The organism is Leclercia sp. GHBNCSD, assembly GCF_055805075.1.
Window position 1 is genome coordinate 1,134,676 of the sequence record NZ_JBQVYO010000001.1, and the last position, 21,063, is coordinate 1,155,738.

Consider the following 21,063-nt stretch of genomic DNA (forward strand, 5'->3'; position numbering starts at 1 on the left):
GATGCGGCTTCGCCTTACCCGGGCGATTATAAACAAGCCCGGATAAGGTGTTTGCTCCGCATCCGGGAATCAGCATTATCCCTGATGCGGCATCAGCTCAGGATAGCCTTTAAAAGCCGATTTCGTGCTGGTTAAGGCCGCCTCATCATCATGAATACTGCCAGAGTTCGCTGCCCAGACGCCTTCCTGAGTATGGGTGATCTGTTGGTGCCGCGCATTCAGATCCTGCCCCATCGCAGCAATGTGCGTACTTTCGGTTACCCCGCTGTTAGCGGCCCACGGAATCACCGGATCGCTGGCGCAGGCCATACCGGATACCAGAACAGTCATTAACAGAGCAGGCTTTAAAAAGCGTTTCATTACATTCCCTCAATTTAATTACCTTGCTACTAGTTTACTACGTTACCAGTGTCAGGGAATGACAAGTTACTGGGAATTATTTCTTGTGAAACAAGGTGTTGTTTAGATAATCAATTGTCAAAATTGTTAACACACCGGCAGGTTGGCAGGCACAAAAAAAGCGGCCACAGGCCGCCTGATTAAGAGCCAGAAAGCAGAGAGCGCCTTCTGGCTGGTCAGCGTAAGCTTACTTCTTCTTCGCTTTCGCGTTTGGCAGGTCGGTGATGCTGCCTTCAAACACTTCTGCCGCCAGGCCAACAGACTCGTGCAGAGTCGGGTGAGCGTGGATGGTCAGCGCGATGTCTTCAGCGTCGCAACCCATTTCGATCGCCAGACCGATCTCGCCCAGCAGCTCGCCGCCGTTGGTGCCGACAATCGCACCACCGATCACACGGTGAGTCTCTTTGTCGAAGATCAGTTTGGTCATACCGTCTGCGCAGTCGGAAGCGATAGCACGGCCAGAAGCAGCCCACGGGAAGGTGGCAGTTTCGTAGCTGATGCCTTTCTCTTTCGCTTCTTTCTCGGTCAGACCGACCCATGCCACTTCTGGCTCGGTGTAGGCGATAGATGGGATCACTTTCGGGTCGAAGTAGTGCTTCATCCCGGCGATAACTTCTGCGGCAACGTGGCCTTCGTGAACACCTTTGTGCGCCAGCATTGGCTGACCGACGATATCGCCGATAGCAAAGATGTGCGGCACGTTAGTGCGCAGCTGTTTGTCAACGCGGATGAAACCACGGTCGTCCACTTCCACGCCCGCTGCACCTGCATTGAGGTTTTTACCGTTCGGCACACGACCGATCGCCACCAGCACGGCGTCGTAACGCTGCGCTTCAGCAGGGGCTTTTTTGCCTTCCATGGAAACGTAAATACCGTCTTCTTTCGCTTCAACGGCAGTCACTTTGGTTTCCAGCATTAGATTGAATTTCTTGCTGATGCGTTTGGTGAAGACTTTAACGATGTCTTTGTCAGCAGCCGGGATAACCTGGTCGAACATCTCAACCACGTCAATGTCTGAACCCAGCGCATGGTAAACGGTACCCATTTCCAGACCGATAATACCACCGCCCATAACCAGCAGGCGTTTTGGTACTTCTTTCAGCTCCAGCGCATCGGTGGAGTCCCATACGCGCGGATCTTCATGTGGAATGAATGGCAGTTCGATCGGACGGGAGCCCGCCGCGATGATCGCGTTGTCGAAGTTGATTACGGTTTTGCCGTTTTCGCCTTCCACTTCCAGGGTGTTGGCCCCGGTGAATTTACCCAGACCGTTAACTACTTTTACTTTACGGCCTTTAGCCATACCAGCCAGACCGCCGGTCAGCTGATTGATGACTTTCTCTTTCCAGGTACGAATTTTATCGATATCGGTTTTCGGCTCGCCGAAGACGATACCGTGTTCAGCCAGCGCTTTGGCTTCTTCGATAACTTTCGCTACGTGCAGCAGCGCTTTAGAAGGGATACAGCCGACGTTCAGACAAACACCACCCAGGGTGTTGTAGCGTTCTACGATGACGGTTTCCAGACCTAAATCAGCGCAACGGAAGGCAGCAGAATAACCTGCCGGGCCTGCCCCAAGTACCACGACCTGAGTTTTGATTTCAGTACTCATCATGACCTCTTATTGATTTCCGGCGGTCCAGGTACTTTGTCGCCCTTCATCCACCGGGACGTTCTATCCGCCCGCAGTTTACAAAATTGTTAACAATTTTGAAACAACAAACGGCTCACGAATTTCCGCTTTCGCCAATAACCTCACGAACCACATGAGATTAACAGAAAAAAGCCGGCCGTCAGGCCGGCTTTTTTACTTACATCACCAGGCGGCGAATGTCGCTCAGCATGTTGTTGATGATGGTGATAAAGCGCGCACCATCAGCACCGTCGATCACGCGGTGGTCGAAGGAGAGAGAGATTGGCATCATCAGACGCGGCACAAACTCTTTACCATTCCACACCGGCTCCATCGCAGACTTGGAGACACCAAGGATCGCCACTTCCGGCGCGTTAACAATCGGCGCGAAGTGGGTAGTACCCAGGCCGCCGATGCTGGAGATAGTGAAGCAGCCGCCCTGCATTTCGCCGGCAGTCAGCTTACCATCACGCGCTTTCTTGGAGATGGTGGTCAGTTCACGAGACAGCTCGGTAACGCTCTTCTTGTTCACGTCTTTAAAGACCGGAACAACCAGACCGTTTGGCGTATCAACCGCAACACCGATGTTGATGTATTTCTTCAGCGTCAGCTTCTGGCCATCTTCGGACAGGGAGCTGTTGAAGCGTGGCATCTGTTCCAGAGCCGCAGCAACTGCCTTCATGATGAAGACCACTGGGGTGAATTTCACGTCCAGTTTACGCTTCTCAGCTTCGGCGTTCTGCTGTTTACGGAACGCTTCCAGATCGGTGATATCGGTTTTGTCGAAGTGGGTAACGTGCGGGATCATCACCCAGTTACGGCTCAGGTTAGCACCAGAGATTTTCTGGATACGGCCCAGTTCCACTTCTTCGATTTCGCCGAACTTGCTGAAGTCCACTTTCGGCCAAGGCAGCATGCCCGGGATACCGCCACCGGTGGCAGCAGCAGGTGCCGCTTCAGCGCGTTTAACCGCCTCTTTCACGTAAGCCTGAACGTCTTCACGCAGGATACGACCTTTACGGCCAGTCCCTTTCACTTTCGCCAGGTTCACACCGAATTCGCGCGCCAGGCGACGAATCAGCGGGGTCGCGTGGACGTATGCGTCGTTTTCAGCGAACTCAGATTTGCCTTCCGCTTTCGCAGCCGGAGCGGCAGCTGGTTTAGCAGCCTGAGCCGGTGCAGCAGCAGGTGCTGGCGCAGCAGCAGCGGCCGGAGCGGCTGCAGGCGCAGCGCCTTCCACTTCGAAGACCATGATCAGGGAGCCAGTAGAAACTTTGTCGCCGGTGCTGATTTTGATCTCTTTAACGGTACCGGCGAACGGCGCAGGCACTTCCATAGAAGCCTTGTCGCCTTCAACGGTGATCAGTGACTGTTCAGCGGCAACTTTATCGCCCACTTTCACCATCACTTCGGTGACTTCAACTTCGTCACCACCGATGTCAGGAACGTTAACCTCTTTCGCACCGCCAGCCGCAGCAGCAGCCTGAGCCGGAGCAGCTTCCGCTTTCGCTGGAGCCGCAGCGCCTTCAGCACCCGCCACTTCGAAGACCATGATCAGGGAGCCAGTAGAGACTTTGTCACCGGTGTTGATCTTGATCTCTTTAACGGTGCCCGCGAACGGTGCTGGCACTTCCATAGAAGCTTTATCGCCTTCTACGGTGATCAGGGACTGCTCAGCCGCAACGGTATCGCCCACTTTCACCAGGATCTCAGTGACTTCAACTTCGTCACCACCGATGTCAGGCACGTTAACTTCTTTCGCTGCCGCAGCAGCTGCTGGAGCAGCGGCGGCTGGAGCGGCTTCTTTCTTCTCTTCCTGCGCAGGTGCAGCAGCGGCTGCACCATCGGCGGAATCGAAAATCATGATCAGTTTGCCAGTCTCGGTTTTATCGCCAACAGAGACTTTGATCTCTTTAACGATGCCAGCCTGAGGAGACGGGACTTCCATAGAGGCTTTGTCGCCTTCTACGGTGATCAGCGACTGTTCAGCTTCAACTTTGTCGCCTACTTTGACCAGGATCTCGGTGATTTCAACTTCATCAGCCCCGATGTCCGGTACATTGATTTCGATAGCCATTATTCTTTTACCTCTTACGCCAGACGCGGGTTAACTTTTTCTGCATCGATGTTGAATTTGGTAATTGCGTCCGCAACCACTTTCTTATCGATTTCGCCACGTTTAGCCAGTTCGCCCAGGGCTGCTACAACCACGTAAGAAGCATCAACTTCGAAGTGGTGACGCAGGTTTTCGCGGCTGTCAGAACGACCGAAGCCGTCAGTACCCAGTACGCGATAATCATCAGCTGGAACGTAAGTACGAACCTGCTCTGCGAACAGTTTCATGTAGTCAGTAGATGCTACGGCCGGAGCGTCGTTCATCACCTGAGCGATGTACGGAACGCGCGGAGTTTCCAGCGGGTGCAGCATGTTCCAGCGCTCACAATCCTGGCCATCACGCGCCAGTTCAGTGAAGGAGGTTACGCTGTACACGTCGGAGCCCACACCGTAGTCTTTCGCCAGGATCTGCGCTGCTTCACGGACGTGACGCAGGATAGAACCGGAGCCCAGCAGCTGAACTTTACCTTTGCTACCTTCAACGGTTTCGAGTTTGTAGATACCTTTACGGATACCTTCCTCGGCACCTTCCGGTATGGCCGGCATGTGGTAGTTTTCGTTCAGGGTGGTGATGTAGTAGTAAATGTTCTCTTGCGCTTCACCGTACATGCGCTGCAGACCGTCATGCATGATGACTGCCACTTCGTACGCGTAAGACGGATCGTAAGAGATACAGTTCGGGATAGTCAGAGACTGAATGTGGCTGTGACCATCTTCGTGCTGCAGACCTTCGCCGTTCAGGGTCGTACGACCGGAAGTACCACCGATCAGGAAGCCGCGAGCCTGCTGGTCGCCTGCCTGCCAGCACAGGTCGCCGATACGCTGGAACCCGAACATGGAGTAGTAGATGTAGAACGGGATCATCGGCAGGTTGTTGGTGCTGTAGGAGGTCGCAGCAGCCAGCCAGGATGCGCCTGCGCCCAGCTCGTTGATACCTTCCTGCAGGATCTGGCCTTTCTCGTCTTCTTTGTAGTATGCAACCTGCTCACGGTCCTGCGGGGTGTACTGCTGGCCGTTCGGGCTGTAGATACCGATCTGACGGAACAGACCTTCCATACCGAAGGTACGCGCTTCGTCCGCGATGATTGGCACCAGACGATCTTTGATCGACTTGTTCTTCAGCATCACGTTCAGGGCACGCACGAAGGCGATAGTGGTAGAGATCTCTTTGTTCTGCTCTTCCAGCAGCTGAGAGAAGTCTTCCAGCGCTGGGAGTTCCAGTTTCTCAGTGAAGTTCACCTGACGGGACGGCAGGTAGCCGTTCAGTTTCTGACGCTGCGCGTGCAGATAGGTGTGCTCTTCAGAACCTTCCGGGAAGGTGATGTAAGAGAGGTTTTCAACCTGCTCGTCGGTCACTGGAACGTTGAAACGGTCGCGGATATAACGCACGCCGTCCATGTTCATTTTCTTAACCTGGTGCGCGATGTTTTTACCTTCGGCAGTGTCACCCATGCCATAACCTTTAACGGTATGCGCCAGGATGACGGTTGCTTTGCCTTTGGTTTCCTGCGCTTTTTTCAGTGCAGCGTAGACTTTCTTCGGATCGTGACCACCACGGTTCAGGGCCCAGATCTGCTCGTCAGTCCAGTCTGCAACCAGGGCTGCGGTTTCAGGATATTTACCGAAGAAGTGCTCACGAACATAGGCACCGTCTTTGGATTTGAAGGTCTGGTAGTCGCCGTCAACGGTTTCGTTCATCAGCTGGATCAGCTTACCGCTGGTATCTTTACGCAGCAGCTCGTCCCAACGACCGCCCCACATCACTTTAATCACGTTCCAGCCAGCACCTGCGAAGATGCCTTCCAGTTCGTTGATGATCTTGCCGTTACCGGTTACCGGACCATCCAGACGCTGCAGGTTACAGTTGATGATGAAGCAGAGGTTGTCCAGCTTCTCACGGGTCGCGATGGTGATCGCGCCTTTGGATTCTGGCTCATCCATCTCGCCGTCGCCCAGGAAGGCGTAAACGGTCTGCTGAGAGGTATCTTTCAGGCCACGGTGTTCCAGATATTTCAGGAATTTAGCCTGGTAGATCGCACCGATTGGGCCCAGACCCATGGAAACGGTCGGGAACTGCCAGAATTCTGGCATCAGTTTCGGGTGCGGATAGGAGGAGAGACCTTTACCGTGAACTTCCTGACGGAAGTTGTTCATCTGCTCTTCAGTCAGACGACCTTCCAGGAACGCACGTGCGTAGACGCCCGGAGAGATGTGGCCCTGGAAGTAGACCAGGTCGCCGCCGTCTTTCTCGGTGCGCGCGCGGAAGAAGTGGTTAAAGCACACTTCATAAACGGTTGCAGAGGACTGGAAGGATGCCATGTGGCCACCCAGCTCCAGATCTTTTTTGGATGCGCGCAGAACGGTCATGATGGCGTTCCAGCGGATTGCAGAACGGATACGGCGTTCCAGATCCAGATTGCCCGGGTATTCCGGTTCGTCTTCAACGGCAATCGTGTTTACGTAGTTGTTAGCCCCTGCACCTGCAGCTACTTTCACGCCGCCTTTGCGGGCTTCAGAAAGCATCTGTTCAATCAGATACTGAGCGCGCTCAACACCTTCTTCACGGATGACCGATTCGATCGCCTGTTGCCAGTCGCGAGTTTCGATCGGATCCACGTCATTTTGGAGACGTTCTGACATGGGGGTATTCCTTATCTATCTAATACGTTGATTTGTCTGGAACCTGTCCCATTGCATTTTCGCCAGAAAACGCAATAAGACAGGTTCTGCGTTTAGTTGCCGCGCTCTAAAAAACTGGCGCTTAATCCTTTCGTTGCTGTATGCGGCGTAATGAACGTTCGCGACGCGACTGTTCACGGCTGCGGTCCAGCAAGATTTCCTCAATGAAAGCCAGGTGACGGTGCGACGCTTCACGCGCCTGCTCCGGCTCCCCGGCCATTATCGCCTCGAATATTCGGGTGCGATGGTTGCTGACCAGCGGAAGCATCTCCCGGCGGGCATACAACAATTCAAAATTCTGACGAACGTTCTGGGCAAGCATTGGCTCCATGCAGCGTAGCAGATGGAGGAGCACCACGTTGTGGGCCGCTTCAGTGACGGCGATTTGATACTGGACGACGGCGTCGGACTCGGCGTCGAGATCGCCGGATTCCTGAGCCCGTTCGATGGCCTGATGCAGTTCGCGGATGCGCTCGCGATCGGCATCATTGCTGCGCAGCGCCGCGTAATAAGCCGCGATGCCTTCAAGCGCGTGACGGGTCTCAAGCAGATCAAACTGGGATTCTGGGTGGTCGGAGAGCAGCTCCACTAACGGGTCGCTGAAACTCTGCCACAGGCTGTTTTGCACAAAGGTTCCGCCACCCTGGCGACGAAGCAGCAGGCCCTTGGCTTCAAGGCGTTGGATCGCCTCACGCAGCGAGGGACGGGAAACGTCGAACTGTTTAGCCAGTTCGCGTTCAGGTGGTAGTTTTTCACCGGGGCGCAGGGTCCCCTCAAGGATCAAAAACTCCAGCTGCTGCTCAATCACATCGGATAATTTTGGTTGGCGAATTTTGCTGTAGGCCATATTCCCTGTCTTACGCCTTTTTGCCCGGAGTCAATTGGTCTTACCAATTTCATGTTCGTATCGCTAAAGTAACAAAGTATTCACCTTGTGTCCATATTGGTTTTGATTGAAATCATTAAACCCTGCTTATTTTAACAACCTTACAGAAATAACGTTTCAAAAATGTAACTCTGCACAAATGAATTGATTACCCCGAAAGAGGCAGTTTTAACTTTATTGAAACGGTGAAAAGTGCGATCTGAACCGATTTAGCGGAGTAAAAAATGAAATTCTGCCCACTTATGGCGCATTTTTATTCTATAGGTTGATAAAGGGAATTAAACGGGACGATTTACAAATGCTTTCTTTTTATTCGAACTCGCTTTCTCCTCGCATAAAGCAGGTGCATTCGCCGTCGCTTACCACTATTCTTCCGAATACGGAAGACACAGCCGGTTATTTCAGCCAATTGAACCGTAAACTAATAAATACATGAAATGGAATTTCATAATTACACACGCCAGAGCGTGAACATAACAACCACACACGAGGTTTTATAATGGAAGGTCAACAGCACGGCGATCAGCTAAAGCGCGGCCTTAAAAACCGCCATATCCAGCTTATTGCCCTCGGTGGTGCGATCGGTACCGGCCTGTTTCTGGGTAGCGCATCGGTTATTCAGTCTGCCGGGCCGGGTATTATTCTGGGCTATGCCATTGCCGGTTTTATCGCATTCCTTATTATGCGTCAGTTGGGCGAGATGGTGGTTGAAGAACCGGTAGCCGGTTCCTTCAGCCATTTTGCTTATAAATATTGGGGCAGTTTTGCCGGCTTCGCGTCCGGCTGGAACTACTGGGTCCTCTATGTTCTTGTCGCGATGGCGGAACTGACCGCGGTCGGTAAATATATCCAGTTCTGGTGGCCTGAAATCCCAACCTGGGCCTCAGCGGCAGTCTTCTTTGTGGTCATCAACGCCATTAACCTGACCAACGTGAAAGTGTTCGGCGAGATGGAGTTCTGGTTTGCCATTATTAAAGTTATCGCCGTTGTGGCGATGATCCTGTTCGGCGGCTGGCTGCTCTTCAGCGGCAATGGCGGCCCGCAGGCAAGCGTCAGCAACCTGTGGGATCAGGGCGGCTTCCTGCCGCACGGCATGACCGGACTGGTGATGATGATGGCGATCATCATGTTCTCCTTCGGGGGGCTGGAGCTGGTGGGTATCACCGCCGCGGAAGCAGACAACCCGGAGCAGAGCATCCCGAAAGCGACCAACCAGGTTATCTACCGTATCCTGATCTTCTATGTGGGCTCGCTGGCCGTGCTGCTCTCCCTGCTGCCATGGACCCGCGTCACCGCAGATACCAGCCCGTTTGTCCTCATCTTCCACGAGCTGGGCGACACTTTAGTAGCGAACGCGCTGAACGTAGTAGTACTGACCGCGGCGCTGTCGGTTTACAACAGCTGCGTCTACTGCAACAGCCGTATGCTGTTCGGCCTGGCCCAGCAGGGTAACGCCCCGAAAGCGCTGCTCTCTGTGGATAAACGTGGCGTACCGGTGAACACCATCCTGGTGTCGGCTGTGGTGACCGCACTCTGCGTGCTCATCAACTACCTGGCGCCGGAATCGGCCTTCGGCCTGCTGATGGCGCTGGTGGTCTCTGCCCTGGTGATCAACTGGGCGATGATTAGCCTGGCGCACATGAAGTTCCGTCGTGCCAAGCAGCAGCAGGGCGTGAAAACACGTTTCCCTGCCCTGCTCTACCCGCTGGGTAACTGGGTTTGCCTGCTGTTCATGGCCGCCGTACTGGTTATTATGCTGATGACCCCAGGCATGGCCATTTCGGTCTACCTGATCCCGGTATGGATTGTGATCCTCGGGGTGGGCTACATGTGTAAGCAGAAAAATGCTAAAACGGTAAAAGCGCACTAATCCTCTCCCCTCTGCGTCCTCCCGGACGCAGAGGGTTGTTACCTTCCTCACACTTTCCCTTCAACAGCAATTTTATCCATATCAGCGACGTTATATTGCAACGCATATTTTCCTTTGCCAGCGAATAATTCTCTCCATACCGCTACTCGGAGAAACGTCGATGGATAACAATAAATTATCAGTGAAAGAAAAGATCGGCTATGGGATGGGTGATGCCGGGTGCAACATCATCTTTGGCGCCATCATGTTGTTTGTGAATTATTTTTATACGGATATTTTTGGCCTGGCACCGGCCCTGGTGGGCGTACTGCTGCTCTCGGTACGCGTAATTGATGCCGTTACCGACCCGATTATGGGGGCTATTGCCGACCGTACCCGCAGTAAGTATGGGCGATTTCGTCCATGGCTGCTGTGGATCGCCTTCCCCTATGCGCTCTTCAGCATCCTGATGTTCACCACCCCGGACTGGACCTACAACAGCAAAGTTATCTATGCCTTCGTCACCTACTTCCTGCTCTCTCTGACCTATACGGCGATTAACATTCCCTACTGCTCGTTGGGCGGGGTGATCACCAACGATCCTAAAGAGCGTGTTGCCTGCCAGTCCTACCGCTTTGTGCTGGTGGGTATTGCCACGCTGCTGCTGTCGCTGACGCTGCTGCCGATGGCCGACTGGTTCGGCGGCGAGGACAAAGCCAAAGGTTATCAGATGGCCATGACCGTGCTGGCGCTGATTGGCACCTGCATGTTCCTGTTCTGCTTCGCCACGGTGCGCGAACGTGTGCGCCCGGCGGTACAGACCCATGACGAACTGAAAAACGATCTGAAAGATGTCTGGAAGAACGACCAGTGGGTGCGCATCCTGCTGCTGACCCTGTGTAACGTCTGCCCTGGCTTTATCCGCATGGCGGCCACCATGTATTACGTCACCTGGGTGATGGGCCAAAGCACCCACTTTGCGACCCTGTTTATCAGCCTGGGTGTGGTGGGCATGATGCTCGGCAGCGTTATGGCAAAAGTGCTGACCGACCGCTGGTGTAAACTGAAGGTCTTCTTCTGGACCAACATTGCGCTGGCGATCTTCTCCTGCGCCTTCTATTTCTTCGATCCAAAAGCCACCGTGACCATTGTGGTGCTCTACTTCCTGCTGAACATCCTGCACCAGATCCCATCCCCGCTGCACTGGTCCCTGATGGCCGACGTGGATGACTACGGCGAATGGAAAACCGGGAAACGTATCACCGGGATCAGCTTCTCCGGCAATATCTTCTTCCTCAAGCTGGGTCTGGCCATTGCCGGTGCCATGGTGGGCTTCCTGCTCTCCTGGTACGGTTATGATGCCGGCGCAAAAGCGCAAAGCGCTGACGCCATCAACGGTATCGTCCTGCTCTTCACCGTTATCCCTGGCATCGGATACCTCATTACCGCAGGCGTGGTGCGTCTGCTGAAGGTCGACCGCGAAACGATGAAGCGGATCCAGGAAGACCTGGAGAAGCGTCGCAATAACTACCGCGAGCTGAACGAGTATCAGGAACTCAGCGCCGCTGAGACGAAATAAGGAGAGCCGAATGCAAACCTGGCCAAACCCGTTTATTGAACAACGCGCCGATCCGTACATTCTTCATCATGAAGGGCAGTACTACTTTATTGCCTCGGTTCCGGAGTATGACCGGCTGGCAATCCGCCGCGCCGACTCGCTGGAAGGGCTGCGCAGCGCACAAGAGGTCGTGGTCTGGCATAAGCCCGACAGCGGCCCGATGGGTAATCTGATCTGGGCCCCGGAACTGCATGCTATCGACGGCAAATGGTACATCTACTTCGCGGCGGCCCACACCCAGGCGCTGGACGAGCTGGGCATGTTCCAGCACCGGATGTATGCCCTGGAGTGCGCCGACAGCGACCCGCTCACCGGCAAATGGGTAGAGAAGGGGCAGATCAAAACGCACTTTGATACCTTTGCGCTGGATGCCACCACCTTTGTCCATCAGGGTAAACGCTGGTATCTCTGGGCGCAAAAAGCCCCGGATATCACCGGTAACTCGAACCTTTATCTGTGCGAAATGGAAAACCCATGGACGCTCAAAGGCGATCCGGTGATGCTCAGCAAACCGGAATATGACTGGGAGTGCCGCGGTTTCTGGGTCAACGAAGGTCCGGCGGTGCTGTTCCACGGCGATCGGCTATTTATCAGCTACTCCGCCAGCGCCACCGATGAAAACTACTGCATGGGACTGCTCTGGATCGACCTCAATGCTGACCCACGTAACCCGGCGAACTGGCATAAATCCCCGCAGCCGGTGTTCACCACCAGCTACGAGAATCGCCAGTACGGACCGGGACATAACAGCTTTACCCAAACGCCGGAGGGGGAAGACGTGCTGGTTTACCATGCGCGCAACTACACCGAAATCGAAGGCGATCCGCTGTACGATCCAAACCGCCACACCCGCCTGAAAACCGTAAACTGGAACGAAAACGGGATGCCCGATTTCGGCATCCCGTCAGCTGATACACTCTGAAGCCTGCGGCGCGCTGGTTTAGATCAGCGTGCCGTAGATGGTCAGCAGCGCCACAATCACCACCACCACAAAAGAGGTTTTCTTAGCCATCGAGACCGCCGCTTTCGGCGTTGCGATCTTATCCGTGTGCGGCTCGAGGGCCAGGGAGAACTGGGCCAGACGTGTTAACACCAGATATTGCGAGGTGTGGCGATCGCCCAGCGAGGCGAACCATGCCGGCAGGGCTTTCTCGCCGTGGCCGATCAGGGCATACACCACGCCGAACAGCCGCACCGGCAGCCAGTCCACCACGTGCAGGATCGCATCGATACCAGACTGCAACCGCTCGTGCGGGGTCAGATAACGTGCCAGCCAGCTCTGCCAGGCGCGTAAAAACGCATAGCCCATCAGCAGAACCGGGCCCCACGCGCCGCCCACCACAAACCAGAACAACGGCGCCAGATAGAAGCGGTAGTTAATCCACAGCAGCGCATTCTGCAGTTCGCGTAAAAACTCGCGTTCATCGCACTCCGGCGGAATACCGTGAATTAAGGTCAGCTCGCTGGCCATCGCCCCACGGGCATGCAGGTCACCGTTAGTGGCCGCCTTCAGGTAGGCATGGTAGTGCAGACGAACCTTACCTGCGCCAATACAGAGTACACCGAGCAGGATCCACACCACCAGCAGCGGCACGTTGAAGAAGAGGCCATACAGCGACCGCAGCAGCAGGAATACCACCACCATCACGCCCGCCGTCATCAGCAGTGTGCGAATCATGGAAAAGTGGCGGATGCGACGAAACAGCACTTCCATCCGATGATCCAGATGCCAGTGCTCGCCCAGCTTAAACAAACGCTCGGCAATCAACACCAGCAGCATGGTAAATAACGTCATGTCATCTCCTTTTCTGACAGGGCGGTAAGCAGGGTTTTGAATCGTTCCCAGTCAAACGCCGGGCCGGGATCGGTCTTGCGCTGCGGCGCAATATCGCTGTGCCCAGTCACGTTGTGGGCGATACCCGGGTAGAGTGAAATCAGCGTGCGCGTTACCGCAGCCAGTTGCTGATATTGGGCATCGGTGTAGGGCAGCGTATCTGTCCCTTCGAGCTCAATACCGATGGAAAAATCGTTGCAGCGTTCACGCCCCTGATACTGAGAAACGCCCGCATGCCAGGCGCGTTTATCGAAAGGAACATACTGGACGATCTCGCCGTCACGACGAATCAGACAATGGGCAGAAACGCGCAGGTGGGCAATTTCTGCGAAAAAGGGGTGAGCATCGGGATCGATTGTCCCGGTGAATAACGCGTCAATCCACGGGCCGCCGAACTCGCCGGGCGGCAGGCTGATGTTATGCACAACCAGCAGCGACGGGATTTCATCCTCTGGACGGCAATCATGGTGTGGCGAAGGAACACGCCGAGCCTCCACCAGCCAGCCATGTTCTGAGTGCATGCAGGATCTCCTTATATATGGTGCTGATTCCCGGTTCAGAGTAGCATGTTTCAATCTTATGATTCGTTACCAATTTGGAGTTTTAACATGCCGCCACGCCGCTACAACCCCGACCACAGACGTAACGTACTGCTGGAACGTATAAATATGGATATTCCGGCAAGCGTCGCCAATGCGCTGCGCGAAGATCTGGGTGGAGACGTCAACGCAGACAACGACATTACCGCCCAGCTGCTGGCGGAGGATGCCCGTTCCCATGCGGTTGTCATCACCCGTGAGGATGGCGTTTTCTGTGGCAAACGTTGGGTGGAAGAGGTCTTTACGCAACTGGCCGGGGATGGCGTTCAGGTGACGTGGCATGTCGAAGATGGCGACAGCATTGTGGCTAACCAGCCGCTCTTTGAACTGGAAGGGCCATCGCGCGTCCTGCTCACCGGTGAACGCACCGCGCTGAACTTTGTCCAGACGCTCTCGGGCGTGGCAAGCGAAGTGCGCCGCTACGTCAACCTGCTGGAAGGCACAAACACCCAGCTGTTGGATACGCGCAAAACCCTGCCCGGCCTGCGTACCGCGCTGAAATATGCCGTGCTGTGCGGCGGCGGCGCCAACCATCGCCTGGGGTTGTCCGATGCCTTCCTGATTAAAGAGAACCACATTATCGCCTCCGGCTCCGTTCGCCAGGCGGTAGAAAAAGCCTTCTGGCTGCACCCGGATGTGCCGGTCGAAGTAGAAGTAGAAAGCCTGCAGGAACTGGAAGACGCCCTGAAAGCGGGTGCCGACATCATCATGCTGGATAACTTCGAAACTGAGCAGATGCGTGAAGCCGTGAAGCGTACCAATGGTCAGGCCCGTCTCGAGGTCTCTGGCAACGTGACGCGTGAAACCTTACGTGAATTTGCCGAAACCGGCGTCGATTTCATCTCCGTTGGCGCACTGACTAAACACATTCGCGCCCTCGATCTGTCGATGCGCTTTCGCTAGCTGACTTCAGCCCGGTCTGCCGAGGCCGGGCTCCCCCGATTTCCGACCCTTCTCGCAACCCCCTTGTATCACGCTGTAACATCAACACTCCTCGCTGAATCCTGCTTCCCAAAATGATTTTTGCCGCTCGCCCCTGCTCTGCCGTGCTGCCACAGTAGCGCCAGTTCACACAAGGAGCGACTCATGGAAAGACAAAAAGGATTTACCCTCATCGAGCTAATGGTTGTCATCGGCATCGTCGCCATTCTTAGCGCCATCGGCATTCCGGCCTATCAGAACTACCTGCGAAAAGCCGCCCTCACTGACATGCTGCAAACCTTCCTGCCCTACCGTACCGCCGTCGAACTCTGCGCGCTCGATCATGGCGGGACAGAAAGCTGCGACGCGGGCGTCAACGGCGTTCCCTCCCCTGCCACCTCCCGCTATGTCTCAGCCATGAGCATTGTCAAGGGTACCGTTACCCTGACGGGTCAGGAGAGCCTGAACGGTCTGGAGGTCGTGATGACGCCGCAATGGAATAACGGCAACGGCATCACCGGCTGGACGCGCGTTTGCACCATTGCCAACGACAGCGCGCTGAAGCAGGCCTGTGAAGAGGTGTTCCGCTTTACGGCTGGCGAGGAGAACGTGCAATGAATTCTGACCAGCTCACCGCGCTGTGTCAGCGTCACAACGCTTTGTTGCTGACCAGCGCCCCGGACAGCATCACGATTGCCGTGGTGGGTAACCCGCCTGTTGGGCTGCTGGAGGCGTTACGTTTCGCGACGCAGAAAAGGATAGATATCGAATGCTGGACCAGCGAGAGAATGGAAAAGCACCGGCAAACCGCGTCAGACTCGCATCTGCCTGTGGCCGCCATCTCAACCCGCTCCGCCATTGAGATCCTCAACCGCACCCTGATGCAGGCGATGAGCCAGCGGGCATCGGATATTCACATCGAGCCCGCCGACGAGAGCTGGCAGATCCGGTTACGCATCGACGGCGTGTTGTATCCGCAACAGCCTCTTTCGTCCGAACTGGGCACTACGCTGATCGCCAGGCTGAAGGTGCTGGGCAATCTGGATATCGCCGAGCGGCGCTTACCCCAGGATGGACAATTTACGGTTGAGCTCTCCGGCGCCCCCGTCTCGTTTCGAATTGCCACGCTTCCCTGTCGCAATGGAGAAAAAATCGTGCTGCGGCTTTTGCAGCAGGAGCAGCAGGCGCTCCTGCTGGATCAGCTGGGCATGAGCACCATCCAGCAGCGATTATTCGCCGAAGCGCTGCATAAATCCCAGGGGCTGATTCTGGTGACGGGCCCCACCGGCAGCGGTAAAACCGTTACCCTTTACAGCGCGTTACAGGCCCGGAATACGCCCGCTGTGAACATCTGCAGCGTAGAAGATCCTGTCGAAATCCCGCTCGAGGGGCTAAACCAGACCCCCATAAACCCCCGGGCGGGGTTAACCTTCCAGAGCGTATTGCGTGCATTTCTACGCCAGGATCCAGACATCATCATGGTGGGCGAAATACGTGATGGCGAAACGGCCGGGATCGCGATCAATGCCGCCCAGACTGGCCATCTTGTGCTGTCGACGCTGCATACCAACTCTACCGCCGAAACGCTGGTTCGCCTGCAGCAGATGGGCGTGGCGCGCTGGATGATCTCTTCGGCATTGTCTCTGGTGATCGCCCAGCGGCTGGTACGTCGGCTGTGCCCGCACTGTCGTCAGGAGGCCCGCCGGGATGCCCCCCTGCCCCAGGCGTTGTGGCCTCGCCCTTTGCCGCACTGGCTGCCGGTGGGTTGCGACCGCTGCTACCACGGTTTTTATGGCCGGGTGGCAATCTTCGAGGTGATGGTAATCACCCGCGAGCTGCGCACCGCCATTGCCAGCGGAGCGTCGGTGGAAGAGATCGAAAAGCTGGCCCGACAGACGGGTATGACCACGCTGTTTGAGCATGGCTGCATGGCGGTAGAACAGGGGCACACCACCCTCGAAGAGCTGGTGCAGATGCTGGGCGCGCCCGATGGCAGGTAATCAACTCTGGCGCTGGCGGGCACTCAGCCCGCAGGGGGAGCGGCAGGCGGGCGCGCTTTGGGCACCCGACAAACAAACGGCATGGGCTATCCTGCATGGCAAAGCGCTCGTTCCCCTGGAACTCAGGCGATGCGTGCAACAGACACGGTGGCAGGCGCAGCATCGCTACGACATTATCCATCAGCTGGCGACATTGCTACAGGCGGGGTTAACCCTGTCGGCAGGGCTGGCGCTTCTGGCGCAGCAGCACCCGGCCAGACAATGGCAGGCGTTGTTGCAAAGCGTCGCCGACGATCTCAGTGCCGGGTGTGCCTTCTCTGACGCCCTGAAAAAATGGCCGCATGTTTTTCCGCCGCTTTATGTTTCGATGATCAAAACCGGGGAGCTGACCGGCAAGCTGGACGAATGTTGTCGCCAGCTCGCGCAGCAGCAAAAAACCCAGCAACAACTCAGCGCAAAGGTAATAAAAGCGCTGCGTTATCCGGTAATCATTCTCGGTCTGGCTTTCGCCGTAGTGCTGGCGATGGTGACGCTCGTGCTGCCGGAGTTTGCCGCTATCTATAAAACCTTTAACACCCCGTTACCTGCCCTGACGCGGGCAGTGATGGGGCTGGCAAACGTGCTTCAGGAGCGGGGGGCGGCGCTACTGTTCAGTCTTATAGCGATAACATCCGGCCTGCTGTTTCTTCGCCGCAAACGACGATGGCGATATGCCACCCAGCGTCTGCTGCTGAATAGCCCGGTGATTGGTCCGCTGGTACGGGGGCAAAAGCTCAGCCAGATATTCACCGTTCTCTCGCTCACGCAACAGGCGGGCATCGCCTTTATACAAGGGCTGGAAAGTACGGAGGAGACGCTGGAGTGCCCCTTCTGGCAGGAGAAATTACAGGCGATACGGCATCGCATTATGCAGGGGTTGCCCATCTGGTCAGCCCTGAATGAGGCAGAAATTTTTACGCCACTCTGCATTCAGCTGGTACGCACAGGCGAAGCATCGGGCGCGCTGGACACCATGCTGAGCAACCTGGCGCAGCATCATAATGAGCAGACCTTTCAGCAGGCCGACAATTTAGCCTCACTGCTGGAGCCAGTACTGCTGATTGTGACGGGATTGATTATCGGCACGCTGGTGGTCGCGATGTATCTACCGATTTTCCATCTGGGGGATGCGATGAGTGCGGGATAACGCTGGCGCGAAAACGCGCCAGCGAGAAGCATTACAGGCTGTTGAAAACGCGGTTTTCCTGCTCCTGAACGCGGATAAAGGTCGTGCGCTTGGTCAGCTCTTTCAGGCGGGACGCCCCCACATAGGTACATGCTGAACGCAGGCCACCCAGGATATCACGCGCGGTATTTTCAACCGGGCCACGCAGAGGCAGCTTAACGGTTTTACCTTCAGCGGCACGATACTGCGCAACACCACCCACGTGGCGGTTCATGGCCGATTCAGAGCTCATGCCGTAGAACAGCATGAATTTTTCACCGTTTTCTTCAACAACGGTACCGCCGCTCTCTTCGTGGCCAGCCAGCATACCGCCCAGCATCACGAAGTCTGCGCCGCCGCCGAATGCTTTTGCCACGTCGCCCGGCATGGTGCATCCACCGTCACTGATGATCTGACCACCCAGACCGTGGGCTGCGTCAGCACACTCGATCACTGCTGACAGCTGCGGATAACCAACGCCGGTTTTAACGCGCGTGGTGCAGACAGAACCCGGACCAATCCCCACTTTCACGATATCTGCCCCGGAGAGGATCAGCTCTTCACACATTTCACCGGTAACCACGTTACCTGCAATAATGGTTTTGGTCGGCCAGGCCTGACGCGCCTTGCTGACGAACTGAACGAAGTGTTCAGAATAACCATTCGCAACATCAATACAGATGAAGTTAAGGTTTGGGTTAGCAATCAGGATCTGTTTCGTTTTTTCGAAATCGGCATCAGAGGTGCCGGTAGAGACCATCACGTGCTTCAGCACGTTTTCAGATACGGAGCCTGCAAACGCATTCCACTCTTCCACGCTGTAGTGCTTGTGTACAGCGGTCAGAATGTCGAAGGAAGCCAGCGCTTTTGCCATCGCAAACGTTCCGACGGTATCCATGTTAGCGGCGATAACAGGTACGCCAGACCAGGTCTGACCGGAATGCTTAAAGGTGAATTGACGTTCAAGTTCAACGTCGGAGCGACTTTTCAGAGTAGAACGTTTAGGGCGGATAAGAACGTCTTTGAAACCTAACTTCAAATCTTCTTCGATACGCATTTGCGGATTCCTGGGGTACTGGGGTAAATGTCGAAAAACGTAACACACAACTCCAGTGACGCTATCATACGCACTAATACCTGTTGCGCAAGACTGCGAAAATCACTTTTTTTACGCTACAATCCTATAAATTTACCTGGTAAAAAGTACGTAAGCAGGGCTTAATCTTCGCTGATAAAAGATTAAATCTTAAGCAATTGATATCAATAATGAATATTTCCCAGGATTTTATTTAATGGGGTACATCGTTGCATTAACGGGAGGCATTGGCAGTGGCAAAAGCACTGTGGCTGACGCCTTCTCTCGTCTGGGTATCACGATAATTGATGCCGACATCCTTGCCCGCCAGGTGGTAGAGCCAGGTACACCCGCACTACGCGCTATTGCAGACCATTTCGGCAGCGACATTATCGAGCCTGACGGCACCCTTAATCGTCGAATGCTGCGCGAACGCATTTTCACGCATCCTGAAGAGAAAGCCTGGCTTAACGCCCTGCTTCACCCGCTTATCCAGCAGGAGACGCAGAAACAGATAGCACACGCGACTTCACCCTATGTGCTCTGGGTTGTCCCGCTTCTTGTGGAAAATAATCTCCATGACAAAGCGGACCGGGTACTGGTTGTGGATGTCTCTCCGGCAACACAAATTCAGCGCACCATCGCCCGTGATAACGTCGGGCGTGAACATGCGGAACAAATTCTTGCCGCGCAGGCCACGCGTGAAGCGCGCCTGGCCGTCGCGGATGATGTGATTGATAATAACGGCTCACCGGATGCCATTGCATCGGATGTGGCTCGCCTGCATCAGCAATATCTGGCGCAGGCCGTTTTACAGGAAAAAGCCTAATGCACACCCATGTTCTTTTCGAGCATCCCCTCAATGAAAAAATGCGCACCTGGCTGCGCATCGAATTTTTGATCCAGCAGCTTTCCGGCCTGCTTCCGGTTCATGACCACACCACGGCGCTGCACTTTTTCCGCAACGTGAGCGATCTGCTGGATGTGTTAGAGCGTGGCGAAGTCCGCACAGAATTACTGAAAGAGCTGGAGCGCCAGCAGCGTAAACTGCAGGCCTGGGCAGAAGTGCCGGGGGTGGATAACAGCCGCATCGACAGCCTGCGCCAGCAGCTGAAAAACAGCAGCGGCGTATTAATGGCGGCGCCGCGTATCGGCCAGTTTTTGCGTGAAGACCGCCTGGTCGCCCTGGTGCGTCAGCGTCTGAGCATTCCCGGCGGCTGCTGCAGTTTCGATTTACCGACCTTGCATATCTGGCTGCATATGCCGCAGGAACAGCGCGATATGCAGGTGCAAAGCTGGCTGAACAGCCTTGAGCCGCTGAACCAGGCGCTGTCGCTGATCCTGGATTTAATCCGCAATTCAGCGCCATTCCGCAAGCAAACCAGCCTGAATGGTTTTTATCAGGATAACGGTGAAGATGCGGATCTCCTGCGCCTGCAGCTCTCCCTTGCCGATCAGCTTTACCCGCAAATTTCAGGCCATAAGAGCCGCTTTGCGATCCGTTTCATGCCGCTCGACAGTGAACATGGTCTGGTGCCGGAACGCCTCGACTTTGAACTGGCGTGCTGCTAAGGAGTTAAGATGTCTGAAGTCACCACCGTGAACTGCCCCACCTGTGGCAAGCCCGTTGTCTGGGGCGAACAGAGCCCGTTCCGCCCTTTTTGCAGCAAGCGCTGCCAGCTAATCGATCTGGGCGAGTGGGCTGCGGAAGAGAAACGCATTCCAAGCTCAGGCGATATGTCCGACAGCGATGACTGGAGCGAAGAGCAGCAGTAATGTCCCCATGGCCTGCCGGCACCTCGCTCGCAGGCCAGTCAGTCCGCCACTAAACGCGCAATGACAGGCGCATTTGCCGGTGGGAATTTATCGGCATCCAGCGCGTTCAGCGTCACCCAGTTTCCAGGCTGTCCCTCTTTGCCCCAGGGTTCCCCCTCCCAGTTTTCCACCAGCCAGAACCACAGCGTGATATGGCGATCGGGAAAGGTATATTCCAGTTTATCGAACAGGGTCGCACCGCGCGGCGTGATGCCCACCTCTTCCTGAAGCTCGCGGATAAGCGCCTGTTCCGGCGTCTCGCCGGACTCAATCTTACCGCCAGGAAACTCCCACTTATTCGCCATGTGCGCATCGGCCGCACGCTGGGTAATAAAGATTTGGTTATCGGAATTACGAATGATCCCGACAGCGATTTGCAGTATTTTCATTGTCTTGCATCCATAAAAAAGGCGCAGATATCTGCGCCTTTTACGTG

19 protein-coding genes are annotated in these 21,063 nt (G+C 55.3%); 10 read left to right on the forward strand and 9 right to left on the reverse strand.

The annotated features are described in order from the left end of the window. Window positions 1-75: 75 nt before the first annotated feature. The 5 genes from ACT3IC_RS05640 to pdhR form a co-directional block, all read right to left on the reverse strand. Window positions 76-360, reverse strand: a complete 285-nt coding sequence (locus ACT3IC_RS05640; protein ID WP_103178295.1) for a hypothetical protein — start codon at window positions 358-360, stop codon at window positions 76-78. Between the two features lie 226 nt (window positions 361-586). After that, window positions 587-2,011 (reverse strand): dihydrolipoyl dehydrogenase, encoded by a 1,425-nt coding sequence (gene lpdA, locus ACT3IC_RS05645; RefSeq protein WP_103178294.1) that lies wholly within the window; start codon window positions 2,009-2,011, stop codon window positions 587-589. A gap of 199 nt (window positions 2,012-2,210) precedes the next feature. Further along, a complete protein-coding gene (gene aceF, locus ACT3IC_RS05650; protein WP_473476634.1) occupies window positions 2,211-4,109 on the reverse strand; it encodes a pyruvate dehydrogenase complex dihydrolipoyllysine-residue acetyltransferase in 1,899 nt (632 codons plus the stop codon). Window positions 4,110-4,123: 14 nt separating this feature from the next. Further along, window positions 4,124-6,787 carry a pyruvate dehydrogenase (acetyl-transferring), homodimeric type gene (aceE, locus tag ACT3IC_RS05655; protein WP_473476637.1) on the reverse strand — a complete coding sequence of 888 codons (2,664 nt, stop codon included), beginning with the start codon at window positions 6,785-6,787 and terminating at the stop codon, window positions 4,124-4,126. A 121-nt stretch (window positions 6,788-6,908) separates the two neighbouring features. Continuing rightward, window positions 6,909-7,673 (reverse strand): pyruvate dehydrogenase complex transcriptional repressor PdhR, encoded by a 765-nt coding sequence (gene pdhR / locus ACT3IC_RS05660; protein ID WP_039030352.1) that lies wholly within the window; start codon window positions 7,671-7,673, stop codon window positions 6,909-6,911. A 538-nt stretch (window positions 7,674-8,211) separates the two neighbouring features. On the opposite strand from pdhR, the gene aroP reads away from it, so the two are divergent. From aroP to ACT3IC_RS05675, 3 genes are all read left to right on the forward strand, one after another. Next, window positions 8,212-9,582 (forward strand): aromatic amino acid transporter AroP, encoded by a 1,371-nt coding sequence (gene aroP / locus ACT3IC_RS05665; RefSeq protein WP_139156318.1) that lies wholly within the window; start codon window positions 8,212-8,214, stop codon window positions 9,580-9,582. Window positions 9,583-9,742: 160 nt separating this feature from the next. Next, entirely contained in the window at window positions 9,743-11,140 is a 1,398-nt protein-coding gene (locus ACT3IC_RS05670; protein ID WP_103178290.1) for a glycoside-pentoside-hexuronide (GPH):cation symporter, read from the forward strand. 10 nt (window positions 11,141-11,150) lie between these two features. Then, complete coding sequence (locus tag ACT3IC_RS05675; protein ID WP_103178289.1) at window positions 11,151-12,101, forward strand: glycoside hydrolase family 43 protein; 951 nt, start codon at window positions 11,151-11,153, stop codon at window positions 12,099-12,101. A gap of 18 nt (window positions 12,102-12,119) precedes the next feature. Here ACT3IC_RS05675 and ampE read toward each other — a convergent pair whose 3' ends face one another. Both ampE and ampD read right to left on the reverse strand, forming a co-directional pair. Then, a complete protein-coding gene (gene ampE / locus ACT3IC_RS05680; protein WP_420193281.1) occupies window positions 12,120-12,974 on the reverse strand; it encodes a beta-lactamase regulator AmpE in 855 nt (284 codons plus the stop codon). Further along, window positions 12,971-13,534, reverse strand: a complete 564-nt coding sequence (gene ampD, locus ACT3IC_RS05685; RefSeq protein ID WP_103178287.1) for a 1,6-anhydro-N-acetylmuramyl-L-alanine amidase AmpD — start codon at window positions 13,532-13,534, stop codon at window positions 12,971-12,973. The genes ampE and ampD overlap by 4 nt, the downstream gene beginning before the upstream one ends. A gap of 87 nt (window positions 13,535-13,621) precedes the next feature. On the opposite strand from ampD, the gene nadC reads away from it, so the two are divergent. The 4 genes from nadC (at window position 13,622) to hofC (ending at window position 17,719) form a co-directional block, all read left to right on the forward strand. Beyond that, a complete protein-coding gene (gene nadC, locus ACT3IC_RS05690) occupies window positions 13,622-14,515 on the forward strand; it encodes a carboxylating nicotinate-nucleotide diphosphorylase (protein WP_103823262.1) in 894 nt (297 codons plus the stop codon). A 183-nt stretch (window positions 14,516-14,698) separates the two neighbouring features. After that, entirely contained in the window at window positions 14,699-15,151 is a 453-nt protein-coding gene (ppdD, locus tag ACT3IC_RS05695) for a prepilin peptidase-dependent pilin (protein WP_156653917.1), read from the forward strand. Further along, the gene (gene gspE / locus ACT3IC_RS05700; protein ID WP_103178284.1) at window positions 15,148-16,533 is read left to right on the forward strand and encodes a type II secretion system protein GspE; all 1,386 of its coding nucleotides are present in this window, start codon (window positions 15,148-15,150) and stop codon (window positions 16,531-16,533) included. Before ppdD ends, gspE begins: the two co-directional genes overlap by 4 nt. Next, window positions 16,523-17,719: a protein transport protein HofC gene (gene hofC, locus ACT3IC_RS05705; RefSeq protein WP_103178283.1), complete on the forward strand. Its 1,197-nt coding sequence runs from the start codon at window positions 16,523-16,525 to the stop codon at window positions 17,717-17,719. Before gspE ends, hofC begins: the two co-directional genes overlap by 11 nt. A 31-nt stretch (window positions 17,720-17,750) precedes the next feature. Here hofC and ACT3IC_RS05710 read toward each other — a convergent pair whose 3' ends face one another. Then, a complete protein-coding gene (locus ACT3IC_RS05710) occupies window positions 17,751-18,794 on the reverse strand; it encodes a GMP reductase (RefSeq protein WP_103178282.1) in 1,044 nt (347 codons plus the stop codon). Between the two features lie 235 nt (window positions 18,795-19,029). Between ACT3IC_RS05710 and coaE the strand changes: the two genes are divergently transcribed. From coaE to yacG, 3 genes are read left to right on the forward strand one after another with little or no spacing between them, the layout of a single operon-like run. After that, window positions 19,030-19,641 carry a dephospho-CoA kinase gene (gene coaE / locus ACT3IC_RS05715; protein WP_103178281.1) on the forward strand — a complete coding sequence of 204 codons (612 nt, stop codon included), beginning with the start codon at window positions 19,030-19,032 and terminating at the stop codon, window positions 19,639-19,641. Further along, window positions 19,641-20,384: a cell division protein ZapD gene (gene zapD, locus ACT3IC_RS05720; protein WP_103178280.1), complete on the forward strand. Its 744-nt coding sequence runs from the start codon at window positions 19,641-19,643 to the stop codon at window positions 20,382-20,384. Before coaE ends, zapD begins: the two co-directional genes overlap by 1 nt. Before the next feature lie 9 nt (window positions 20,385-20,393). Continuing rightward, window positions 20,394-20,588 (forward strand): DNA gyrase inhibitor YacG, encoded by a 195-nt coding sequence (yacG, locus tag ACT3IC_RS05725; RefSeq protein ID WP_103178279.1) that lies wholly within the window; start codon window positions 20,394-20,396, stop codon window positions 20,586-20,588. 38 nt (window positions 20,589-20,626) lie between these two features. Here the strand turns inward: yacG and mutT are convergent, their stop codons facing one another. Next, window positions 20,627-21,016, reverse strand: coding sequence for an 8-oxo-dGTP diphosphatase MutT (mutT, locus tag ACT3IC_RS05730; RefSeq protein ID WP_103178278.1), 390 nt, complete (start codon window positions 21,014-21,016; stop codon window positions 20,627-20,629). Window positions 21,017-21,063 lie beyond the last annotated feature (47 nt).